The organism is Klebsiella sp. 10 (assembly GCF_018223925.1).
Lineage (GTDB): Bacteria > Pseudomonadota > Gammaproteobacteria > Enterobacterales > Enterobacteriaceae > Klebsiella > Klebsiella pneumoniae.
Map to the genome: position 1 here is coordinate 458,967 of NZ_JAGRRB010000001.1, position 15,582 is coordinate 474,548.

General features: G+C 58.9%; 15 protein-coding genes and 1 pseudogene. 9 read left to right on the plus strand and 7 right to left on the minus strand.

The annotated features are described in order from the left end of the window. Nucleotides 1–27: 27 nt before the first annotated feature. Nucleotides 28–1,626 (plus strand): ABC transporter substrate-binding protein, encoded by a 1,599-nt coding sequence (locus tag KHQ26_RS02350; RefSeq protein ID WP_002906804.1) that lies wholly within the window; start codon nucleotides 28–30, stop codon nucleotides 1,624–1,626. A gap of 16 nt (nucleotides 1,627–1,642) precedes the next feature. Then, entirely contained in the window at nucleotides 1,643–1,876 is a 234-nt protein-coding gene (locus KHQ26_RS02355; protein ID WP_002906801.1) for a YdcY family protein, read from the plus strand. Nucleotides 1,877–1,884: 8 nt separating this feature from the next. Here KHQ26_RS02355 and KHQ26_RS02360 read toward each other — a convergent pair whose 3' ends face one another. Together KHQ26_RS02360 and KHQ26_RS02365 are read right to left on the minus strand one after the other, a co-directional pair. Continuing rightward, nucleotides 1,885–2,334: a DMT family transporter gene (locus tag KHQ26_RS02360; RefSeq protein ID WP_004180135.1), complete on the minus strand. Its 450-nt coding sequence runs from the start codon at nucleotides 2,332–2,334 to the stop codon at nucleotides 1,885–1,887. Continuing rightward, nucleotides 2,331–2,849: a GNAT family N-acetyltransferase gene (locus KHQ26_RS02365; RefSeq protein ID WP_020804591.1), complete on the minus strand. Its 519-nt coding sequence runs from the start codon at nucleotides 2,847–2,849 to the stop codon at nucleotides 2,331–2,333. The genes KHQ26_RS02360 and KHQ26_RS02365 overlap by 4 nt, the downstream gene beginning before the upstream one ends. Before the next feature lie 162 nt (nucleotides 2,850–3,011). Here KHQ26_RS02365 and KHQ26_RS02370 point away from each other — a divergent pair, with 162 nt between their 5' ends. Further along, nucleotides 3,012–3,593 carry a helix-turn-helix domain-containing protein gene (locus KHQ26_RS02370; protein WP_002906794.1) on the plus strand — a complete coding sequence of 194 codons (582 nt, stop codon included), beginning with the start codon at nucleotides 3,012–3,014 and terminating at the stop codon, nucleotides 3,591–3,593. Nucleotides 3,594–3,658: 65 nt separating this feature from the next. Then, a complete protein-coding gene (locus KHQ26_RS02375; RefSeq protein ID WP_049256898.1) occupies nucleotides 3,659–4,696 on the plus strand; it encodes an NADP-dependent oxidoreductase in 1,038 nt (345 codons plus the stop codon). A gap of 62 nt (nucleotides 4,697–4,758) precedes the next feature. On the opposite strand, the gene rihA is transcribed toward KHQ26_RS02375, so the two are convergent. Then, nucleotides 4,759–5,694, minus strand: coding sequence for a pyrimidine-specific ribonucleoside hydrolase RihA (gene rihA / locus KHQ26_RS02380; protein WP_002906791.1), 936 nt, complete (start codon nucleotides 5,692–5,694; stop codon nucleotides 4,759–4,761). On the opposite strand from rihA, the pseudogene KHQ26_RS02385 reads away from it, so the two are divergent. Continuing rightward, nucleotides 5,656–5,885: pseudogene (locus KHQ26_RS02385) on the plus strand (hypothetical protein). The gene rihA and the pseudogene KHQ26_RS02385 sit on opposite strands and share 39 nt — an antisense overlap. An 89-nt stretch (nucleotides 5,886–5,974) precedes the next feature. Next, nucleotides 5,975–6,274: a DUF406 domain-containing protein gene (locus KHQ26_RS02390; RefSeq protein ID WP_002906788.1), complete on the plus strand. Its 300-nt coding sequence runs from the start codon at nucleotides 5,975–5,977 to the stop codon at nucleotides 6,272–6,274. Nucleotides 6,275–6,372: 98 nt separating this feature from the next. On the opposite strand, the gene KHQ26_RS02395 is transcribed toward KHQ26_RS02390, so the two are convergent. After that, nucleotides 6,373–8,079: an amidohydrolase gene (locus KHQ26_RS02395; protein ID WP_020804589.1), complete on the minus strand. Its 1,707-nt coding sequence runs from the start codon at nucleotides 8,077–8,079 to the stop codon at nucleotides 6,373–6,375. A gap of 197 nt (nucleotides 8,080–8,276) precedes the next feature. Continuing rightward, nucleotides 8,277–10,382 carry a TonB-dependent receptor PqqU gene (gene pqqU / locus KHQ26_RS02400; RefSeq protein ID WP_002906783.1) on the minus strand — a complete coding sequence of 702 codons (2,106 nt, stop codon included), beginning with the start codon at nucleotides 10,380–10,382 and terminating at the stop codon, nucleotides 8,277–8,279. A gap of 257 nt (nucleotides 10,383–10,639) precedes the next feature. Between pqqU and KHQ26_RS02405 the strand changes: the two genes are divergently transcribed. Further along, nucleotides 10,640–11,701 carry a YncE family protein gene (locus KHQ26_RS02405; protein ID WP_002906780.1) on the plus strand — a complete coding sequence of 354 codons (1,062 nt, stop codon included), beginning with the start codon at nucleotides 10,640–10,642 and terminating at the stop codon, nucleotides 11,699–11,701. Nucleotides 11,702–11,869: 168 nt separating this feature from the next. Further along, entirely contained in the window at nucleotides 11,870–12,091 is a 222-nt protein-coding gene (locus KHQ26_RS02410) for a YgdI/YgdR family lipoprotein (protein ID WP_020804470.1), read from the plus strand. A 50-nt stretch (nucleotides 12,092–12,141) separates the two neighbouring features. On the opposite strand, the gene ansP is transcribed toward KHQ26_RS02410, so the two are convergent. Together ansP and KHQ26_RS02420 are read right to left on the minus strand one after the other, a co-directional pair. Further along, complete coding sequence (ansP, locus tag KHQ26_RS02415) at nucleotides 12,142–13,596, minus strand: L-asparagine permease (protein WP_002906778.1); 1,455 nt, start codon at nucleotides 13,594–13,596, stop codon at nucleotides 12,142–12,144. Between the two features lie 189 nt (nucleotides 13,597–13,785). Further along, entirely contained in the window at nucleotides 13,786–14,673 is an 888-nt protein-coding gene (locus KHQ26_RS02420) for a LysR family transcriptional regulator (RefSeq protein WP_020804473.1), read from the minus strand. Nucleotides 14,674–14,946: 273 nt separating this feature from the next. On the opposite strand from KHQ26_RS02420, the gene KHQ26_RS02425 reads away from it, so the two are divergent. Next, nucleotides 14,947–15,498, plus strand: coding sequence for a shikimate kinase (locus KHQ26_RS02425; RefSeq protein ID WP_020802111.1), 552 nt, complete (start codon nucleotides 14,947–14,949; stop codon nucleotides 15,496–15,498). The last annotated feature ends 84 nt before the right edge of the window (nucleotides 15,499–15,582 follow it).

Below are 15,582 nucleotides of genomic sequence, written 5' to 3' on the forward strand. Positions count from 1 at the left end.
TATAATCAATAATCAGGACTTATAACCATGTCTACAGGGAAAACCACGCTGGCGCTGCTGCTGAGCGCACTGCTGCCCGCCGGCGCCGCCTGGGCCGCAGGCAATGACACTCTGGTCTACTGCTCAGAAGCCTCTCCGGAGTCCTTCAATCCGCAGATCGCCAGCTCCGGTCCGTCGTTCGTCGCCAGCTCGCAGGTACTGTATAACCGTCTGGTGAGCTTTGACCCGGTGAAAAATACGCCGATCCCGTCGCTGGCCACCGAGTGGCACGTCTCTGAGGATGGCAAAACCTGGACCTTTACTCTGCGTCAGGGGGTGAAGTTCAACAGCAACAAATTCTTCAAACCGACCCGCGATTTTAACGCCGACGACGTCCTGTTCTCCGTGCTGCGCCAGATGGATCCTCAGCATCCTTATCACAAGGTGTCGCAGGGGAACTATGAATACTTCCACGACGTGGGCCTCGATAAGCTGATTAAATCGGTGAAAAAGGTGGATGATTACCATGTCCAGTTCGAGCTCAACGAGCCGAACGCGGCGTTTCTTGCCGACTGGGGCATGGACTTCGCCTCTATTCTGTCGGCAGAGTATGGTGAGGCGATGCTGAAGAAAGGAACGCCGGAAAACGTTGATAACTGGCCTGTCGGTACCGGGCCGTATGCGCTGCAGCAGTATAAAGTGGATTCGCAAATCCGCTATATTGCCAATCCCCACTACTGGGAAGGCGAGGTACCGACCAAGCACTTAATCTTCTCCATTACGCCGAACGTCGAGACCCGTCTGGCGAAACTGCAGACCAACGAGTGCCAGATTATTCCCGCGCCGTCGCCGGTACAGTTCCCGGTGATTAAGGGCAATAAAGATCTGGCGCTGCATGCGGTTGAGGCGCTGAACGTCGGCTATCTGGCGTTTAACACCGAGAAAAAACCGTTTGATAATGTGCTGGTGCGCCAGGCGTTAAACTACGCTACCGACAAGCAGGCGATCGTCAAGGCGGTATTCCTCGATTCCGGCAGCGTGGCGAAATCACCGATCCCGTCGACGATGCTCGGGTATAAGAAAGATCTCCCGGACTATGACTACGATCCGCAGAAAGCCAAAGCGCTGCTCAAGCAGGCGGGTCTGGAGCAAGGCGCGGAAGTGACCCTGTGGTCAATGCCGGTCCAGCGCCCCTACAACCCAAACTCAAAACGCATTGCCGAAATGATCCAAAACGACTGGGCGAAAGTGGGGGTGAAAGCCAAAATTGTCAGCTATGAATGGGGCGAATACCTTGCCGGTATGCGTAAAGGGGAGCACGACAGCGCCCTGTATGGCTGGATGTCGGACAACGGCGATCCGGACAACTTTGCTGGCACATTGCTCAGCTGTGATAATATCCAGACCGGCTCCAACGCCGCCCGCTGGTGTGATAAATCCTATGACGCGCTGGTAAAGAAAGCGCTGTTGGTGAGCGATCCGCAGGCGCGGGCCAAACTCTACGAACAGGCGCAGGAGATTTTTTATCAGCAGGCGCCATGGATTACCCTGGCGACCGGGAAAACCTTCTATGCGACGCGCAGCAACGTCAGCGGCTACACCGTCAGCATGATGGGGAGCGATTTTTCCAAAGCGAAGCTGAATTAAGCGAAAGGAGAACAGGATGGCACATCTGGATGAGGTTATCGTCAAAGTCGATGACACCCTGGCCGAGGGCGTTATCGCGCATATGAATGAGCTGCTAATCGCCCTGAGTGATGATGCGCAACTCAGTCGTGAGGAACGCTATATCCAACAGCAGCGTCTGCGCACCGCCATCGCCCATCATGGGCGACAGCATCAGGAAGAGCAGGACGCGCGCCGCGAGCAGTTGACCAAAGGCGGCGCGATCCTCTGAAGATGCGCTCAGAACTGGCGTCTGGCCACCAGCCAGGCGCCCACCACCAGCATCACCGCCCCGCATAACGGTCCGATCAGCGCCCGCACCGGCACGCCGTGGGCGCGAACTAAATCCATGATCAACCCGCCCACCAGCTGGCTGGCCACCAGTACCGCAATGGTCGTCGCCGCGCCAACGTTTTGATAACCGCTGATGCTGGCGAAGACGAAAAAGGACCCCAGCAGGCCGGGGATCAGCGTCCACCACTTCACGCTCAGGGCCAGCTCCTGAAAGCCGGCGACGCCCTGGCGCAGCAGTAACATCGTCACGAAGATAACGATCCCGACCAGCGAATTGAGCAGCATAGCGATAAGGATCGTCGACGCCGACTGGGTGATGCGCACCATCAGAGTGTTCTGCACTACCAGGCCAACGCCGGCGGCGATCAGGCAGGCGAGAGTGAGCGACGCGTTCATGCTTCGCCGTCCGGGTCCTGACGCGCATCCAGCTGCAGCTGCATAAAGGTCAGATCCAGCCAGCGGCCAAATTTGGTGCCCACCTGCGGCATCTGCCCGGTGGTGATAAAGCCCAGCGTTTCATGCAGATGCAGCGAAGCGTGATTCTGCGACTCGATGCCGGCGACCATCACATGTTTATTCAGCCGTCGCGCTTCGGCGATCAAGGCGACCAGCAGTTTGCGGCCCAACCCTTTCCCCTGATGTTCGGGATGAACGTACACCGAATGCTCCACGGTATGGCGAAAGCCGTCAAACGCCCGCCAGTCGCCAAACGAGGAATAACCGGTAATGACGCCGTCTTCCTCGCTCACCAGTACCGGAAATCCAGCCAGCTGGCGGGCTTCAAACCAGGCGATGCGGTTGTCGGTATCCACAGTTTTATCATTCCAGATGGCGGCGGTATGGACGACGGCATGGTTATAGATCTCGGCGATCGCCGCGCAGTCGTCTTTAATGGCAGGGCGAATAGACATAGCAAACCTCAATTTTTCGTACACTATAGTAGTACAATATTATTACAATAATGAACGTCACGCTGTCATCCGTTTTCAGCATAATTTTAACGGCTAACCCGGGAATAACGCGTCTCGGTGGATGGTTGTGTAATGGGGGGGCGCACACTATAGTGTTACGTTATGAATACTATAGAAGACAACCTCAATCAGCGCATCAGCGCGCGCATCCGCATCGAGCGCGAGTCCCGCGGCTGGTCGCTGAACGACCTCGCCGAACGGGCCGGCGCCTCGCGGGCGATGATCCATAAAATCGAGCGCGGCGAAAGCAGCCCGACCGCCTCGATGCTGGGCCGCCTTTCCGGCGCCTTCGGCATCAGTATGTCGACCCTGATCGCCCGCGCGGAAATGCAGGAGGGCAAGCTGCTGCGCTTTGCCAGCCAGCCGGTATGGCGCGACCCGCAAAGCCACTATCTACGCCGCCACGTTTCGCCGCGCAGCGATTTGCCGATCGATCTGGTGCAGATTGAGCTGCCGCCCGGTAGCGATGTGCCGATGCCCGCCGCGTCCTATGCGCTTGCCCGCCAGCTAATCTGGCTGCAACAGGGCGAGCTGGTGTTTGTCGAAGGCAATACCCGCCATGAGATGCAGGCGGGGGATTGTCTGGAACTTGGCCCGCCCAACGATTGTCGCTTTATTAATGAATCCGCAGAGACCTGCGTCTATCTGGTGGTTCGCCTTAATCAATCGCCATCCGGCTCTTAATGGTAAAGCACGTTGCGCATAAAGCAGCTAGCCTCAGTACAGTCTGCTAACAAGAGGAGTTTGCTATGACAGATCAACCGCAACGCCATCGCCGCTGGGTGCTGGCTTCCCGTCCCCATGGTGAACCGACGGCAGAGAATTTCCGCCTGGAAGAGAGCGAAGTGCCGACGCCAGGCCCGGGTCAAGTGCTGCTGCGTACCGTTTATTTATCGCTCGACCCGTATATGCGCGGGCGCATGAGCGACGCGCCGTCCTATTCGCCGCCGGTGGCCATTGGCGCGGTGATGGTGGGAGGGACCGTGAGTCGCGTGGTCAGCTCAAATCATGCCGATTATCAACCCGGCGACTGGGTGCTGGGCTACAGCGGCTGGCAGGATTATGAACTCTCCGACGGCAGCGGACTGGTGAAGCTGGGTAACAATCCGCAACACCCGTCCTGGTCGCTGGGAGTTCTGGGGATGCCCGGCTTCACCGCCTACATGGGTTTGCTGGACATCGGCCAGCCAAAGGCGGGCGAAACGCTGGTGGTCGCCGCGGCGACCGGGCCGGTTGGCGCCACGGTTGGACAGATCGGCAAAATTAAGGGCTGTCGCACCGTCGGCATCGCTGGCGGCGCGGAAAAATGCCGCTATGCGGTTGAGACGTTAGGCTTTGATCTTTGCCTTGACCATCGTGCGGATGATTTTGCCGAACAGCTGGCCCAGGCCTGCCCACAGGGTATTGACGTTTATTATGAAAACGTCGGCGGCAAGGTTTTTGACGCGGTGCTGCCGCTGTTGAATACCGCAGCGCGGGTACCCGTCTGCGGGCTGGTGAGCGGCTATAACGCCACCGGGCTGCCGGACGGGCCAGATCGTCTGCCGCTGCTGATGGCGACCATCCTCAAAAAGCGCATCCGGATGCAGGGCTTTATTATTGGCCAGGATTACGGGCATCGGATCGCCGAATTCCAGCAGCAGATGGGGCGCTGGGTGCAGGAGGGGAAAATTAAATATCGCGAACAGCTGATCGACGGTCTGGACCAGGCGCCGCAGGCGCTGATCGGCCTGTTAAAAGGTGAGAACTTCGGTAAGGTAGTGATCCGCGTCGCGGCGGACGACTAGCCTGGCGGGCTTCGACTTAACAGGCCCCTTTCCCGCCAGGGAAAAGGGGCCTGGCATAGAGGTCAGGCGTAGAAGGCTAACCGCTGGGCGAGCAGATCCACAAAGGCTTCGCGGTCCACATCCAGCATCAGGGTGGTATTGGGCCGATTGCCGGTCAGATGGTAGTAATCGACCACCGTCATCCCCTGGGTATATTTGCCTTCCGTTTCTACGCCAACCCAGCGTTCGATCGTGGTAAAGATCTCCGGCTTGAGGAGCCAGGCGATGGTGCAGGGATCGTGCAGCGGCGCGCCGTCGAAGCCCCACTTTTCATCTTTGTGGTAGGCCATAAAGAAGTCGAGCAGCTCGGCGACGATGGTCGACACCGGGTTGCCAATCTGGCGGAATCGCTCGATATCGGCGGGAAGGATTTGCGCCTTATGGGTGACGTCAAGGCCCGCCATCACCACCGGGATCCCGGACTGAAAGACCATTTCCGCGGCCTGCGGATCAACGTAAATATTAAACTCCGCCGCAGGCTGCCAGTTGCCCAGCCCCATGGCGCCCCCCATGATCACGATGCGGGCGATCTTCGCGTGCAGCTCCGGATGGCTGGCGAGCAGCAACGCCACGTTAGTCTGCGGCCCGGTGGCCACCAGGGTCACCGGTTCCTGGCTTTCCCGCAGCACGCTAGCCATCAGCTCGACGGCGGTGCAGTTCTGCGGCGCAAAGGCCGGCTCAGGCAGGCTCGGGCCATCCAGTCCGCTCTCGCCGTGCACGTTATCGGCGATGATCAGATCGCGCATCAACGGCTTCCACGCGCCGCCGGCAACCGGAATGTCCGGCCGGTTCAGCAGCGTCAACATACGCAGCACGTTGCGCAGGGTCTTCTCCGGGGTCTGGTTGCCCGCGGAAGCGGTGACGGCTTTCACCTCCAGCTCCGGCGAGGCGAGGGCGAGGACCAGGGCGATCGCGTCATCATGTCCCGGATCGCAATCAATCATAATCGGCAGTGCCATAGCAGCTCCTTGTTGGCGATGTTCTGTGACCAGACTAACGCTGCGAGTCGAGGCAGACGAGATGGTGTGCAGAATAGTGTGATGGAGACCACGATTGCTGCGAGGCAACGCGTATCGTTACACGACCGTCCGTAAACATGGCGCCTCGTTTTGCGGTGGCGCAAGATGGCGACCGGCGCGGCGCGATATAATAGAAAAATTGCTAATCCTTACGGATATTAATGGTTTGCTTTTCGGCGGGCGGGTTCTTATCCTTAAGAAAACTCAAGAGGTTATTACGATGAAAGATGTAGTAGATAAATGCAGCACCAAAGGCTGCGCCATTGATGTCGGGACGATCATTGATAACGAGGACTGCGTCTACCGGGCCGAGAAGGTGTTCCCAAGCCGCGAAGAAGCGGAATCCACCGTAGCCGCCGTGCGCGAACGTGCTGCCGCCGCAGCGCCGGCCAGTGAACCGCCGCAGGTCGATTACACCATCGTCGCCGCTGGCGACGCGGTGAAACTCGACCTCTCCATCGCCTTCTCCTGCCAGGCAGAAAAGATCATTTTCGAGTTATCCCTGCGAAATCTGCTTTAATTCGCTCCTGTAGCGGAAGAACGTTGCCCCTGACGGGCAGACGCCTTCCGCTGGAGCAGCACGCTGCCCGCCCGGTGACCAGAGCCGGGTGAGCGCGGTTAGTCTTGAAAGACGACGTTTCCGCCAACCATGGTCATCACCACGCGGCTGGCGCCAATCTCCTCATGGGCTACGGCGAAAATATCGCGGTCCAGCACCTGAAAATCAGCGACTTTGCCGACCTCTATCGATCCGCGTACCGCTTCTTTCCCTTCCTGATAGGCCGCATTGATGGTGTACATCCGCACGCCGTCCGCCACGCTAATTGCCAGTTCCGGACGGATAACGTTGCCGCTGGAAGATGATTTGCGGGTGACCGTGGCCTGAACCATTTTGCGCCAGTTCACCAGCGCCATAATGCCATCTGACCCGCCGGCGACGATGACCCCAAGGTCGATGATATCCCGTAGCCCTTTGCAGATTTCCCCCTTGATGCCACAGTAGCGGGCGCGCTGTTCATAGTCATATGCCGGGCCGCCGGGTGAGGGTTGTTCGGAAAGCAGAATGCCGTATTTTGCCGCCGTCACGAAATCTTGCCGATCGCCCATTGAGCCGTGCAGCACATAATGCCGTCGGCTCTCCCCCGGATAGCGCTGAATCGCCTGCACGAAGCTGTTAATCGTGACTTTTACCGCCTTATCGCCGACCGCATGGACTGCCACCTGAAAACCGCGCTGGTGAGCCAGCAGAATCATCTGCTGTAGCGCCTCAACTTGTGCTTCCTCGGTCGCCTCGGGGCCACCAAACACCGAGCGTCCGCGATATCCCGGCCGGTCGGCGTAATCCTGATTCATCCACGCTGTGTGCGATGTGGGAACGCCATCGCAGAACAGTTTTATGGTCCGACAGTCCAGCCAGTCCCGGTCGGTGAACTGGGAGAAATCAAAGCTATCCAGATCGCGCTTCAGGGTGGCGCAGGATTGAACCCCCCGCTCGGCAGAGTAAAAGGCGATGGATACCCGGGCGGTGAGTTTTCCTTCATCCTGCAGTTCACGGTAGGCGGCGATGGCGCGATCCCCCGCAGCGCCCACCTCGCGCGTGTTTTCCCCCGGACCCATGGCGCCTTCCGTGTAGCTGGCATACCCTTCGCTGTTCATCAGGCGCTGGGCTGCCAGAAGGTTCTCTTTGAGGGCCGCTACGGTCAGACGGGGCATCGTGCCGGATGCGAGATGCAGGGCGGGCAGGTCGATGAAATTGCCGTCCAGTTCGCCACTGGCCGTTCGCCCCATATGTCCGCCGAGGGGATCAGGGGTGCTGGCGTCAAGACCGGAGAGGGCCAGCGCCCGGCTGTTGACGATGCAGGAGTGACCGTCCCACAGGGCGAGCAGGGTGGGATGATCGGCCGTGACGTCGTCAATATCCCAGCGCGTAAGAGAGCGCTGCTCGGCCGCGCACTCCTTGATTGCGTTTGGATCCAGACCGCAGACACGAATCCATGCCCCGGCGGGAGTGCGGGCTGCCTGGTCGCGCAGTCTTTCCCGCAGTACTGCCAGGGAACGCACGTCCTGGCAGTTCAGGCAATGCCAGCTGTCAGCGAGCCAGCCGATATGGATATGTGAGTCATGCGCGGCGGGTAAAATGAGTTTGCCGCCAAGGTCAATGACCTGCGTCTGGGGACCAATATGCTGCTGAATCTCCTGGTCTTCACCAACGTTAATAATCCATCCCTGCTTCACCGCGATGGCGCGCTTAAAACTAAAATGTGCGTCCACCGTGGCGACCTTGCCGTTAATCAATACGCAGTCCGCATAAACGACATTATCCATTTATCCCTCCCTGGCTGATAAAAGTGCCGATCAATATAAATAGTAACCATGGTGATTATGTGGTGGCTATCTGACTACGAAGGGGGTGGAGTGTCAAGCGCGGGTGGTTGGCGGGTGTCCGCCTGGCGGTGGAATAGACGGTAAGGAAAAGCGCTTCGCCCGCCGATCGCGAGAGCCATCGGCGGGGAAGGGGCGCGTTATTCGAAGCGCCAGGCGAGGTTCAGGCCGATGCCGTAGTTACGTCCCGGGGCAGGCTCGTAGTAACGTCCGTTAGACTCGTTAACGATGACAGACCCGACGTACTCCCGGTCGAACAGGTTGTCGATGCGACCGAACAGATCCATATCCATCCTGCCGTAGCTCCATTTATAGCCGGTCGTCAGGCCAACCACCGTCCAGGAGGGCGCTTTGGCGGTGTTTTCGTCATTGGCCATGATATCGCTCATATAGCGAATATCGCTCCCGGCGTACCAACCTTGCTCCGGCTGATAGCCAAAGGAGGCGTAGCCCATATTGCGCGCGATCCCCGGAATGCGATTGCCATTGCAGCTGGCGTCGTCGCAGACGTTAGTGCGATAGGTCGCGTCCAGCCAGGTCCAGGCCGCCTTCAGACGCCAGCTCTCGCCAAACTGCTGATCCAGCCCCAGCTCCATCCCCTGACGGCGGGTCTTGCCGGCGTTTTTATAACTGGTGCGCCCGCCGCTGCTGCTGTCGACCACAATCTCATTATCGGTATTGGTCTGGAACAGGGCGGCGGTGAACAGCCCATTGCCGATCCGCGTCTTGCTGCCGATCTCCACCGTGTCGTTGGTGGAGGGTTTCAGGCCGAAGTTGAGGCCGCTCTGGTTATCGGAGCGGTAGGAGAGTTCGTTAATGGTTGGCGTCTCGAAGCCGCGGCCGGCGGAAAGATAGACGTTCCACGCGTCGGTCAGGGCATATTTCAGCGAGCCCGCGGGCAGCCATTTGTGATAGCTGGCATCACCGCTGTCATCGCCATTGCCTGGGGTGATGTAGTAGTCGTTCGAGTCGAACCATACCGAGCTGTAGCGAACCCCGGCATCGAGCGAGAGTTTGTCAGTGAGCTGCCACTGGGTCTGCAGGTAGGGGTCGACGTTCCACATCAGGTTGCGTTCGTTACGGCGCAGCGCGCCCTGTTCGCCATACTGCGGCGCGCCGTTGACCATCACAAAGTTTTCATACCCTTTGCGCCGCTCGCTCATGTTCTCGTAGTCGAGACCGGCGGTGAGCGTGACGGGCACCAGCAGCTCTCCGCGATGGGTCAGCCGGGTATCAATCCCCTGGTAGTGACGGGTAAGGTCGATCACCCCGCCGGCATGGCTCGGCTTCAGCTGCGGCGCGCGCGGGATCGACTGGAACTGAGTGGTTTCACGTTCTCCAGCGTACATCATAACGCTGAGATCGTCCTGGGCACTGAGCTGGCGCTCATAGCGCAGGCCGGCCTGGGTCTGTCGGGTATTCTTGCGGGTATTATACTGGTCGCCGCGCGGCGACTGGCGCGGGTTATCGCGCCATTCATCGGCGGTCAGGCCACCGGCGTCATTGGCTTTGATATCCACGCTATTCAGCAGCAGAGTCAGCTTACTGACGTCGTTGATGCGCACCCCCAGCCGGGCGTTCGCCAGATTTTTGCGCGCGCCGCTGTGATCGCGATAGCCATGGGTGGTGAAGCGATTGGTTGAGACCGTGTAATCCACATCGCCTGCGTGGCTGCCGTCGCCAACGGCGCCAGTGGCTTTCATCCCGTAGTGCCAGGTGCCGAAGCTGCCATAGTAGCTGCTGGCTTCCACGGTGGGCGGCTGGGTGCCGGTCTGGCTGGTGACGTTGATCACCCCGCCGGACGAGTTACCGTACAGGGCAGAGAAGGGGCCGCGCAGCACCTCAATGGTGTCAACGCTGCCGATATCAATATTTGAGGTCTGCCCCTGGCCGTCGGGCATGGTGGCCGGAATGCCATCCACATAGATGCGCAGTCCGCGCACGCCATAGGTTGAGCGCGAGCCAAAGCCGCGAATCGACAGCTGCAGATCCTGGGCATAGTTTTGCCGGTTCTGCACCTGCAGGCCCGGCACGGCGCCCAGCGATTCAGAGAGATTGACGCGCGGCGCGGCCTGGCGCATCTCATCCCCATTCACCACGCTGACGGCGGCGGGGGTATCCAGTTCAGAAACCGTGGTTGGCGCGGCGGTCACCACCATGGTTTGTTCATCAGCGGCCTGGGCTGCGGCAATGAGCGGCAAGAGCAGGGCCGGGAGGGCGGCGTGACGCACGGACAGGATTTTCATCGATAATACTCAAAACGAACCAAATGGAACATATGTATATATGTTACCTCGTTTGTAAAATATTTGAAAATTATTAACTGCTACTGGTTAACGGATAGTGCTCGCCAGGCATGAATTTACCGCACAACAACAATTAGCGCTCCACTTTGAGATAAATAATGATTACTATTCGCATTCAAAAATAAGGGTAAAGCCAGGACTTTACCGCCGGAAGCGATGTCGGGTCAGCACATACTGGTTTATCAAAGGGAGTCGTCATGTCATTACGTCATTTTGCCGCGCCGCGTCTGCGCCATTCACTGCTCGTCACTTCTCTGCTGCTGGCAGGCAGCTTTAGCGCCCACGCCGCGGAAGAGATGCTGCGCAAGGCCGTCGGAAAAGGGGCCTACGAAATGGCCTACAGCCAGCAGGAGAATGCGCTATGGGTCGCCACATCACAGAGTCGTTCGCTGGACAAAGGCGGGGTGGTTTACCGTCTTGACCCCACCACCCTCGACGTGACGCAGATTATTCACAACGATCTGAAGCCGTTCGGCGCCACTATCAACCATGCCACCGGCACGCTGTGGTTTGGCAATACCGTCGACAGCACTGTCACCGCTATTGACGCCAAAACCGGCGCCGTGAAGGGGCGCCTGGTGCTGGACGAGCGTCAACGCAGCGAAACCGTGCGTCCGCTGCAGCCGCGCGAGCTGGCGGTCAATGAGCAGACCAACACGGTCTACATTACCGGTCTGGGCAAAGAGAGCGTGATTTGGGTGGTAGATGGCGCGACCCTGAAGCTGAAAACGACCATTACCGGTACCGGGGCAATGGCGACGGGTCTGGCGATCGATCCGCAGGCTAAGCGTCTGTATACCACCAACGCCGATGGCGAACTGCTGACCATCGACAGCGAGAGCAACACGATTGCGTCGCGAAAAAAATTGCAGGATGACGGCAAAGCGCATTTCTATCTTAACCTGAGTCTCGATACCGCCGGCCATCGTGCCTTTATTACCGACAGCAAGCAGCCGGAAGTGCTGGTGGTCGATACCCGCGACGGCAAGGTGCTGGAGAAAATCGCCGCGCCGGAGTCGCTGGCGGTGCTGTTTAACCCGGCGCGCAACGAAGCCTATGTGACGCATCGTAAGGCCGGGGAAGTCAGCGTTATCGACGGCAAGAGCTACAAGGTAGTGAAGACCTTTAAAACGCCGACTCACCCCAACAGCCTGGCGCTCTCCGAGGACGGCAAAACGCTGTACGTTAGCGTGAAACAGGCTTCCAGCCGTGAGAAAGAAGCCACCGCGCCGGACGATGTGATCCGCATCGCCCTGTAAGACCTCAGCGCGACGAAACCGGAAAACGGTGGTCGCGCTCCGCATGCCGCCGGGCCAGGCCCGGCGACTCACCCTCTGTTACAAACGCCTATTGGCCTGACAAACCAGATGGTTATACACTTAACCCTTTCCCGCCACGTGCGGGCAGTGGTAATCAGTGGAGATAAAATGAAAAAGCCATTCATGGTGATTTGCGCCGGCGCGATACTGGCGCTGCTGGCAGGTTGTTCGTCAAACTACGTTATGACCACGAAGAGCGGTCAAACTATCGTTACCCACGGCAAGCCGCAGCTGGATAAAGAAACGGGGATGACCAGCTATATCGATGAGTCAGGTAATAAGCGGGAAATTAACAGCAGCGATGTGTCGCAGCTGGTTGAAGATAATTAAGTTCTGACCTCCCGGTTTGCCCGCGATGGACAAACCGGGAGTCCTGCCAGTTACTTCCTCAGCGTCGGCGCCGTGCTGTGAATCTCATGCACGCGTTTACGCACACCAAACCAGCCAGCCACCAGCAATACCGCCAGCAGGGGAATTGATCCTATGGTGTAGGTACCGTTCGGATAATCGAAGGCCATCAGCACCAGCACGCTGAACAGGAACAGCAGCGTCAGCCAGGAGGTGAACGGCGCCCCCGGCATTCTGAAGCTGACCTTTGCCGCTTTCCCTTCCTTGATCGCTTTGCGCAGACGCATCTGACACACCACGATAAAGCCCCAGGAGGCAATGATCCCCAGCGAGGCGACATTGAGTACGATCTCAAATACCTGAGATGGCACCAGATAGTTGAGGAAAACCCCGACTACATATACCCCCAGCGTCGCCAGGATCCCGGCGTAAGGGACGTGGTGACGGCTCATCTTCGACATAAACTTCGGCGCGGAGCCTCCCATCGACATCGAGCGCAGAATACGCCCGGTACTGTAGAGACCCGAGTTAAGGCTGGAGAGGGCCGCGGTTAACACCACGATGTTCATCACGCTGCCGATATATGGCACGCCCAGCTTTGAGAAGAAGGTAACGAACGGGCTCTGTCCGGCCTGGTAGGCGTTCCACGGCAGAAGCAGCACCAGCAACACCACCGAACCGACATAGAACAGACCGATACGCCAGATCACGCTGTTGATGGCCTTCGGCACCATTGTCTCCGGATCCTTACACTCTCCGGCCGCGGTCCCCACCAGCTCGATGGAGGCGAAGGCGAAGACCACCCCCTGCACCAGCACCAGCGCCGGCAGGAGGCCGTGCGGGAAGAAGCCGCCGTTATCGGTGATCAGATGGAAGCCGGTGGCATTGCCGTCCAGCGGCTTACCGGAGCCGAGGAAAATGGTGCCGACCACGAGAAAGGCGACGATCGCCAGCACCTTAACCAGCGCGAACCAGAACTCCATTTCGGCGAACCACTTCACGCCGATCATATTCATGGTGCCGACGATAGCCAGCGCGCCGAGGGCGAAGACCCACTGCGGCACATCGCCAAACGCGCCCCAGTAGTGCATATACAGCGCCACGGCGGTGATATCGACAATCCCGGTCATCGCCCAGTTAACGAAGTACATCCAGCCGGCCACGTAAGCGGCTTTTTCACCGAGGAACTCCCTTGCATAAGAGACGAAGCTGCCGCTCGAGGGGCGGTGGAGGACCAGTTCGCCGAGGGCGCGAAGAATAAAGAAGGAGAAGATGCCGCAGACCAGATAGACCAGGGCGAGCGCTGGCCCTGCCATTTGTAAACGTGCCCCGGCGCCGAGGAACAAACCGGTACCGATGGCGCCGCCGATGGCGATCATCTGTACCTGACGGTTGCCCATCGCTTTGTGATAACCCGCTTCATGTGAGTTAAGCCAGTGGCGTTTTGCAGCATGATGCTCCGCTGCATTTTCGTGTTTCGTATTCATTGATGTATCAGTTTCCTGTCAATGCCCATGTTTGCAGCCGGAATGGAGGACGGCTGGCACATTATGCTGGCTTTCTCATCATTCTGACGTAGGAGATAAGCTCAGACATGGCGCTGAATCCTACACGTAACCTAATAGTTACGCACCTAAAACATTTACCGATAGCATTTGACAGATTTATCAATGAGATCAGCGTCGCAGAGTTTCCAGTAACAGCGTGAAAGCGCTGGTATGCTGGCGCCGGCTGGGGTAATAGAGATGGTAGCCGGGGAAGGCGGGGGTCCACTCTGCCAGCACCCGCACCAGCCGGCCGCTGGCTAAGGCCGCCGCCACGCAGTCATCCGGAACGTAGGTCAGCCCGAGGCCCGCCTCCGCCGCGTCGATGCGCTGCGGCAGGCTGTTGAGGATCAGCTGTCCCTCCACCCGCACCTGAATCTCCCGGCCATCGCGGGCAAATTCCCAGGCGTAAAGTCCCCCTCGTGTCGGCAGGCGCAGATTGATGCAGCGATGTTGGGCAAGATCCCAGGGCGTTTGCGGCGTACCGGCCCGCTGCAGATAGGCCGGCGAACCCACCACCGCCATCCGCATATCCGGGGCGATGCGCACGGCAATCATGTCTTTTGCCACCTGTTCGCCGAGACGCACCCCGGCGTCGAAGCGGTCACCCACGATATCCGTGAGCCCATTATCAACAGTGATTTCGATGTTAATATCAGGATATTGCAGCATAAATGGCTTTAGCGCCGGCCAGAGTACCGCGCTGGCGGCATGCTCCCCGGCGGTAATGCGCAGGTTGCCCGCCGGGCGTTCTCGGGTGTCGCGCAATGCAGCCAGGGCCTGCTCGATCTCTTCCAGATGCGGACCGAGGCGCTGAATCAGTCGCTCGCCCGCTTCGGTCGGCACCACGCTACGGGTGGTGCGGGTCAACAGCCGGACATCGAGCCGCGTTTCGAGATGGCGCATGGCATGGCTGAGCGCCGACTGCGACACGCCAAGCTGGGCCGCCGCGCGGGTAAAGCTGCGTTCACGCGCCACCACCATAAAGGAGAGCAGATCGTTTACGTTCTCTTTTAGCATAATCTTTCCGGATTGATGAATACTGCTCACAGGTACGCAGAGTGTATGCCCGGCCTGAGGATTGTGCCAGCCTGATGGCCGGACGCAGTGGAGCAGAATGGTTATGGCGGATGATTTATTCCTCTGTGCAGGGCAGGTATTGTAGTAGGCCCAAAAAACGCCAGCGCCAGGTGAACCGACATTCGCTGGCGCGGCATGACCGGGGGGACGGCAGCCCGAAAGATGATTCAAGAGTATCGCCAGGCAGAGTCTGGTAACCGGGGAGAAACAGAGATGAATATCAACGTGGTCGGCACCAGCGGCTCAGGCAAATCCACTTTGGCCCGGCGCCTGGCGCACAGGCTGGGACTACCCTGGATCGAGCTCGATCGCCTGTACTGGCGGCCGAACTGGCAGGGCGCGCCGGATGAGGCATTTTTCGCCGCCATTGCCGCCGCGACGGCCACGCCGGGCTGGGTGCTGGATGGCAATTACAATCGCAGCCGCAGCGTTAAATGGAGTGCGGTGGATTTGGTGATCTGGGTAGATTATGGTTTCTGGCGCACGCTGCGCCAGGCGGTATGGCGGGCGGCGAGCCGGGCGTGGCGACATCAGGAGCTGTGGCCGGGCACGGGCAACTGCGAGAGCTTTCGCCGTTCGTTCTGCAGCCGGGAATCCATCATCCTCTGGACGCTGAAAACCTGGCGGCAGCATCGCCGACGCTATCTGGCCGATATGCAGGATCCGCAATATCGTCATATTCGCTTCGTCCGGGTGCGCAATCCGCGGCAGGCCGAGGCGCTGCTACGCGAGCTGGAAGCGCAGCGTTCAGCCGGGCATATCTAATTTTCAGCAGTACACATGTGAATTAATTGTTTCTCAATAGTTAGCAGAGATTTTAATAATGCAGGCACGTACTTTCATATGAGC

Coding starts and splice junctions, on each gene's coding strand:
- KHQ26_RS02420 (WP_020804473.1), bottom strand. CDS start 14,673: ATGCTAAAAGAGAACGTAAACGATCTGCTCTCCTTTATGGTGGTGGCG.
- KHQ26_RS02405 (WP_002906780.1), top strand. CDS start 10,640: ATGTCATTACGTCATTTTGCCGCGCCGCGTCTGCGCCATTCACTGCTC.
- KHQ26_RS02425 (WP_020802111.1), top strand. CDS start 14,947: ATGAATATCAACGTGGTCGGCACCAGCGGCTCAGGCAAATCCACTTTG.
- KHQ26_RS02365 (WP_020804591.1), bottom strand. CDS start 2,849: ATGTCTATTCGCCCTGCCATTAAAGACGACTGCGCGGCGATCGCCGAG.
- KHQ26_RS02350 (WP_002906804.1), top strand. CDS start 28: ATGTCTACAGGGAAAACCACGCTGGCGCTGCTGCTGAGCGCACTGCTG.
- KHQ26_RS02360 (WP_004180135.1), bottom strand. CDS start 2,334: ATGAACGCGTCGCTCACTCTCGCCTGCCTGATCGCCGCCGGCGTTGGC.
- KHQ26_RS02355 (WP_002906801.1), top strand. CDS start 1,643: ATGGCACATCTGGATGAGGTTATCGTCAAAGTCGATGACACCCTGGCC.
- pqqU (WP_002906783.1), bottom strand. CDS start 10,382: ATGAAAATCCTGTCCGTGCGTCACGCCGCCCTCCCGGCCCTGCTCTTG.
- KHQ26_RS02370 (WP_002906794.1), top strand. CDS start 3,012: ATGAATACTATAGAAGACAACCTCAATCAGCGCATCAGCGCGCGCATC.
- KHQ26_RS02375 (WP_049256898.1), top strand. CDS start 3,659: ATGACAGATCAACCGCAACGCCATCGCCGCTGGGTGCTGGCTTCCCGT.
- ansP (WP_002906778.1), bottom strand. CDS start 13,596: ATGAATACGAAACACGAAAATGCAGCGGAGCATCATGCTGCAAAACGC.
- rihA (WP_002906791.1), bottom strand. CDS start 5,694: ATGGCACTGCCGATTATGATTGATTGCGATCCGGGACATGATGACGCG.
- KHQ26_RS02395 (WP_020804589.1), bottom strand. CDS start 8,079: ATGGATAATGTCGTTTATGCGGACTGCGTATTGATTAACGGCAAGGTC.
- KHQ26_RS02410 (WP_020804470.1), top strand. CDS start 11,870: ATGAAAAAGCCATTCATGGTGATTTGCGCCGGCGCGATACTGGCGCTG.
- KHQ26_RS02390 (WP_002906788.1), top strand. CDS start 5,975: ATGAAAGATGTAGTAGATAAATGCAGCACCAAAGGCTGCGCCATTGAT.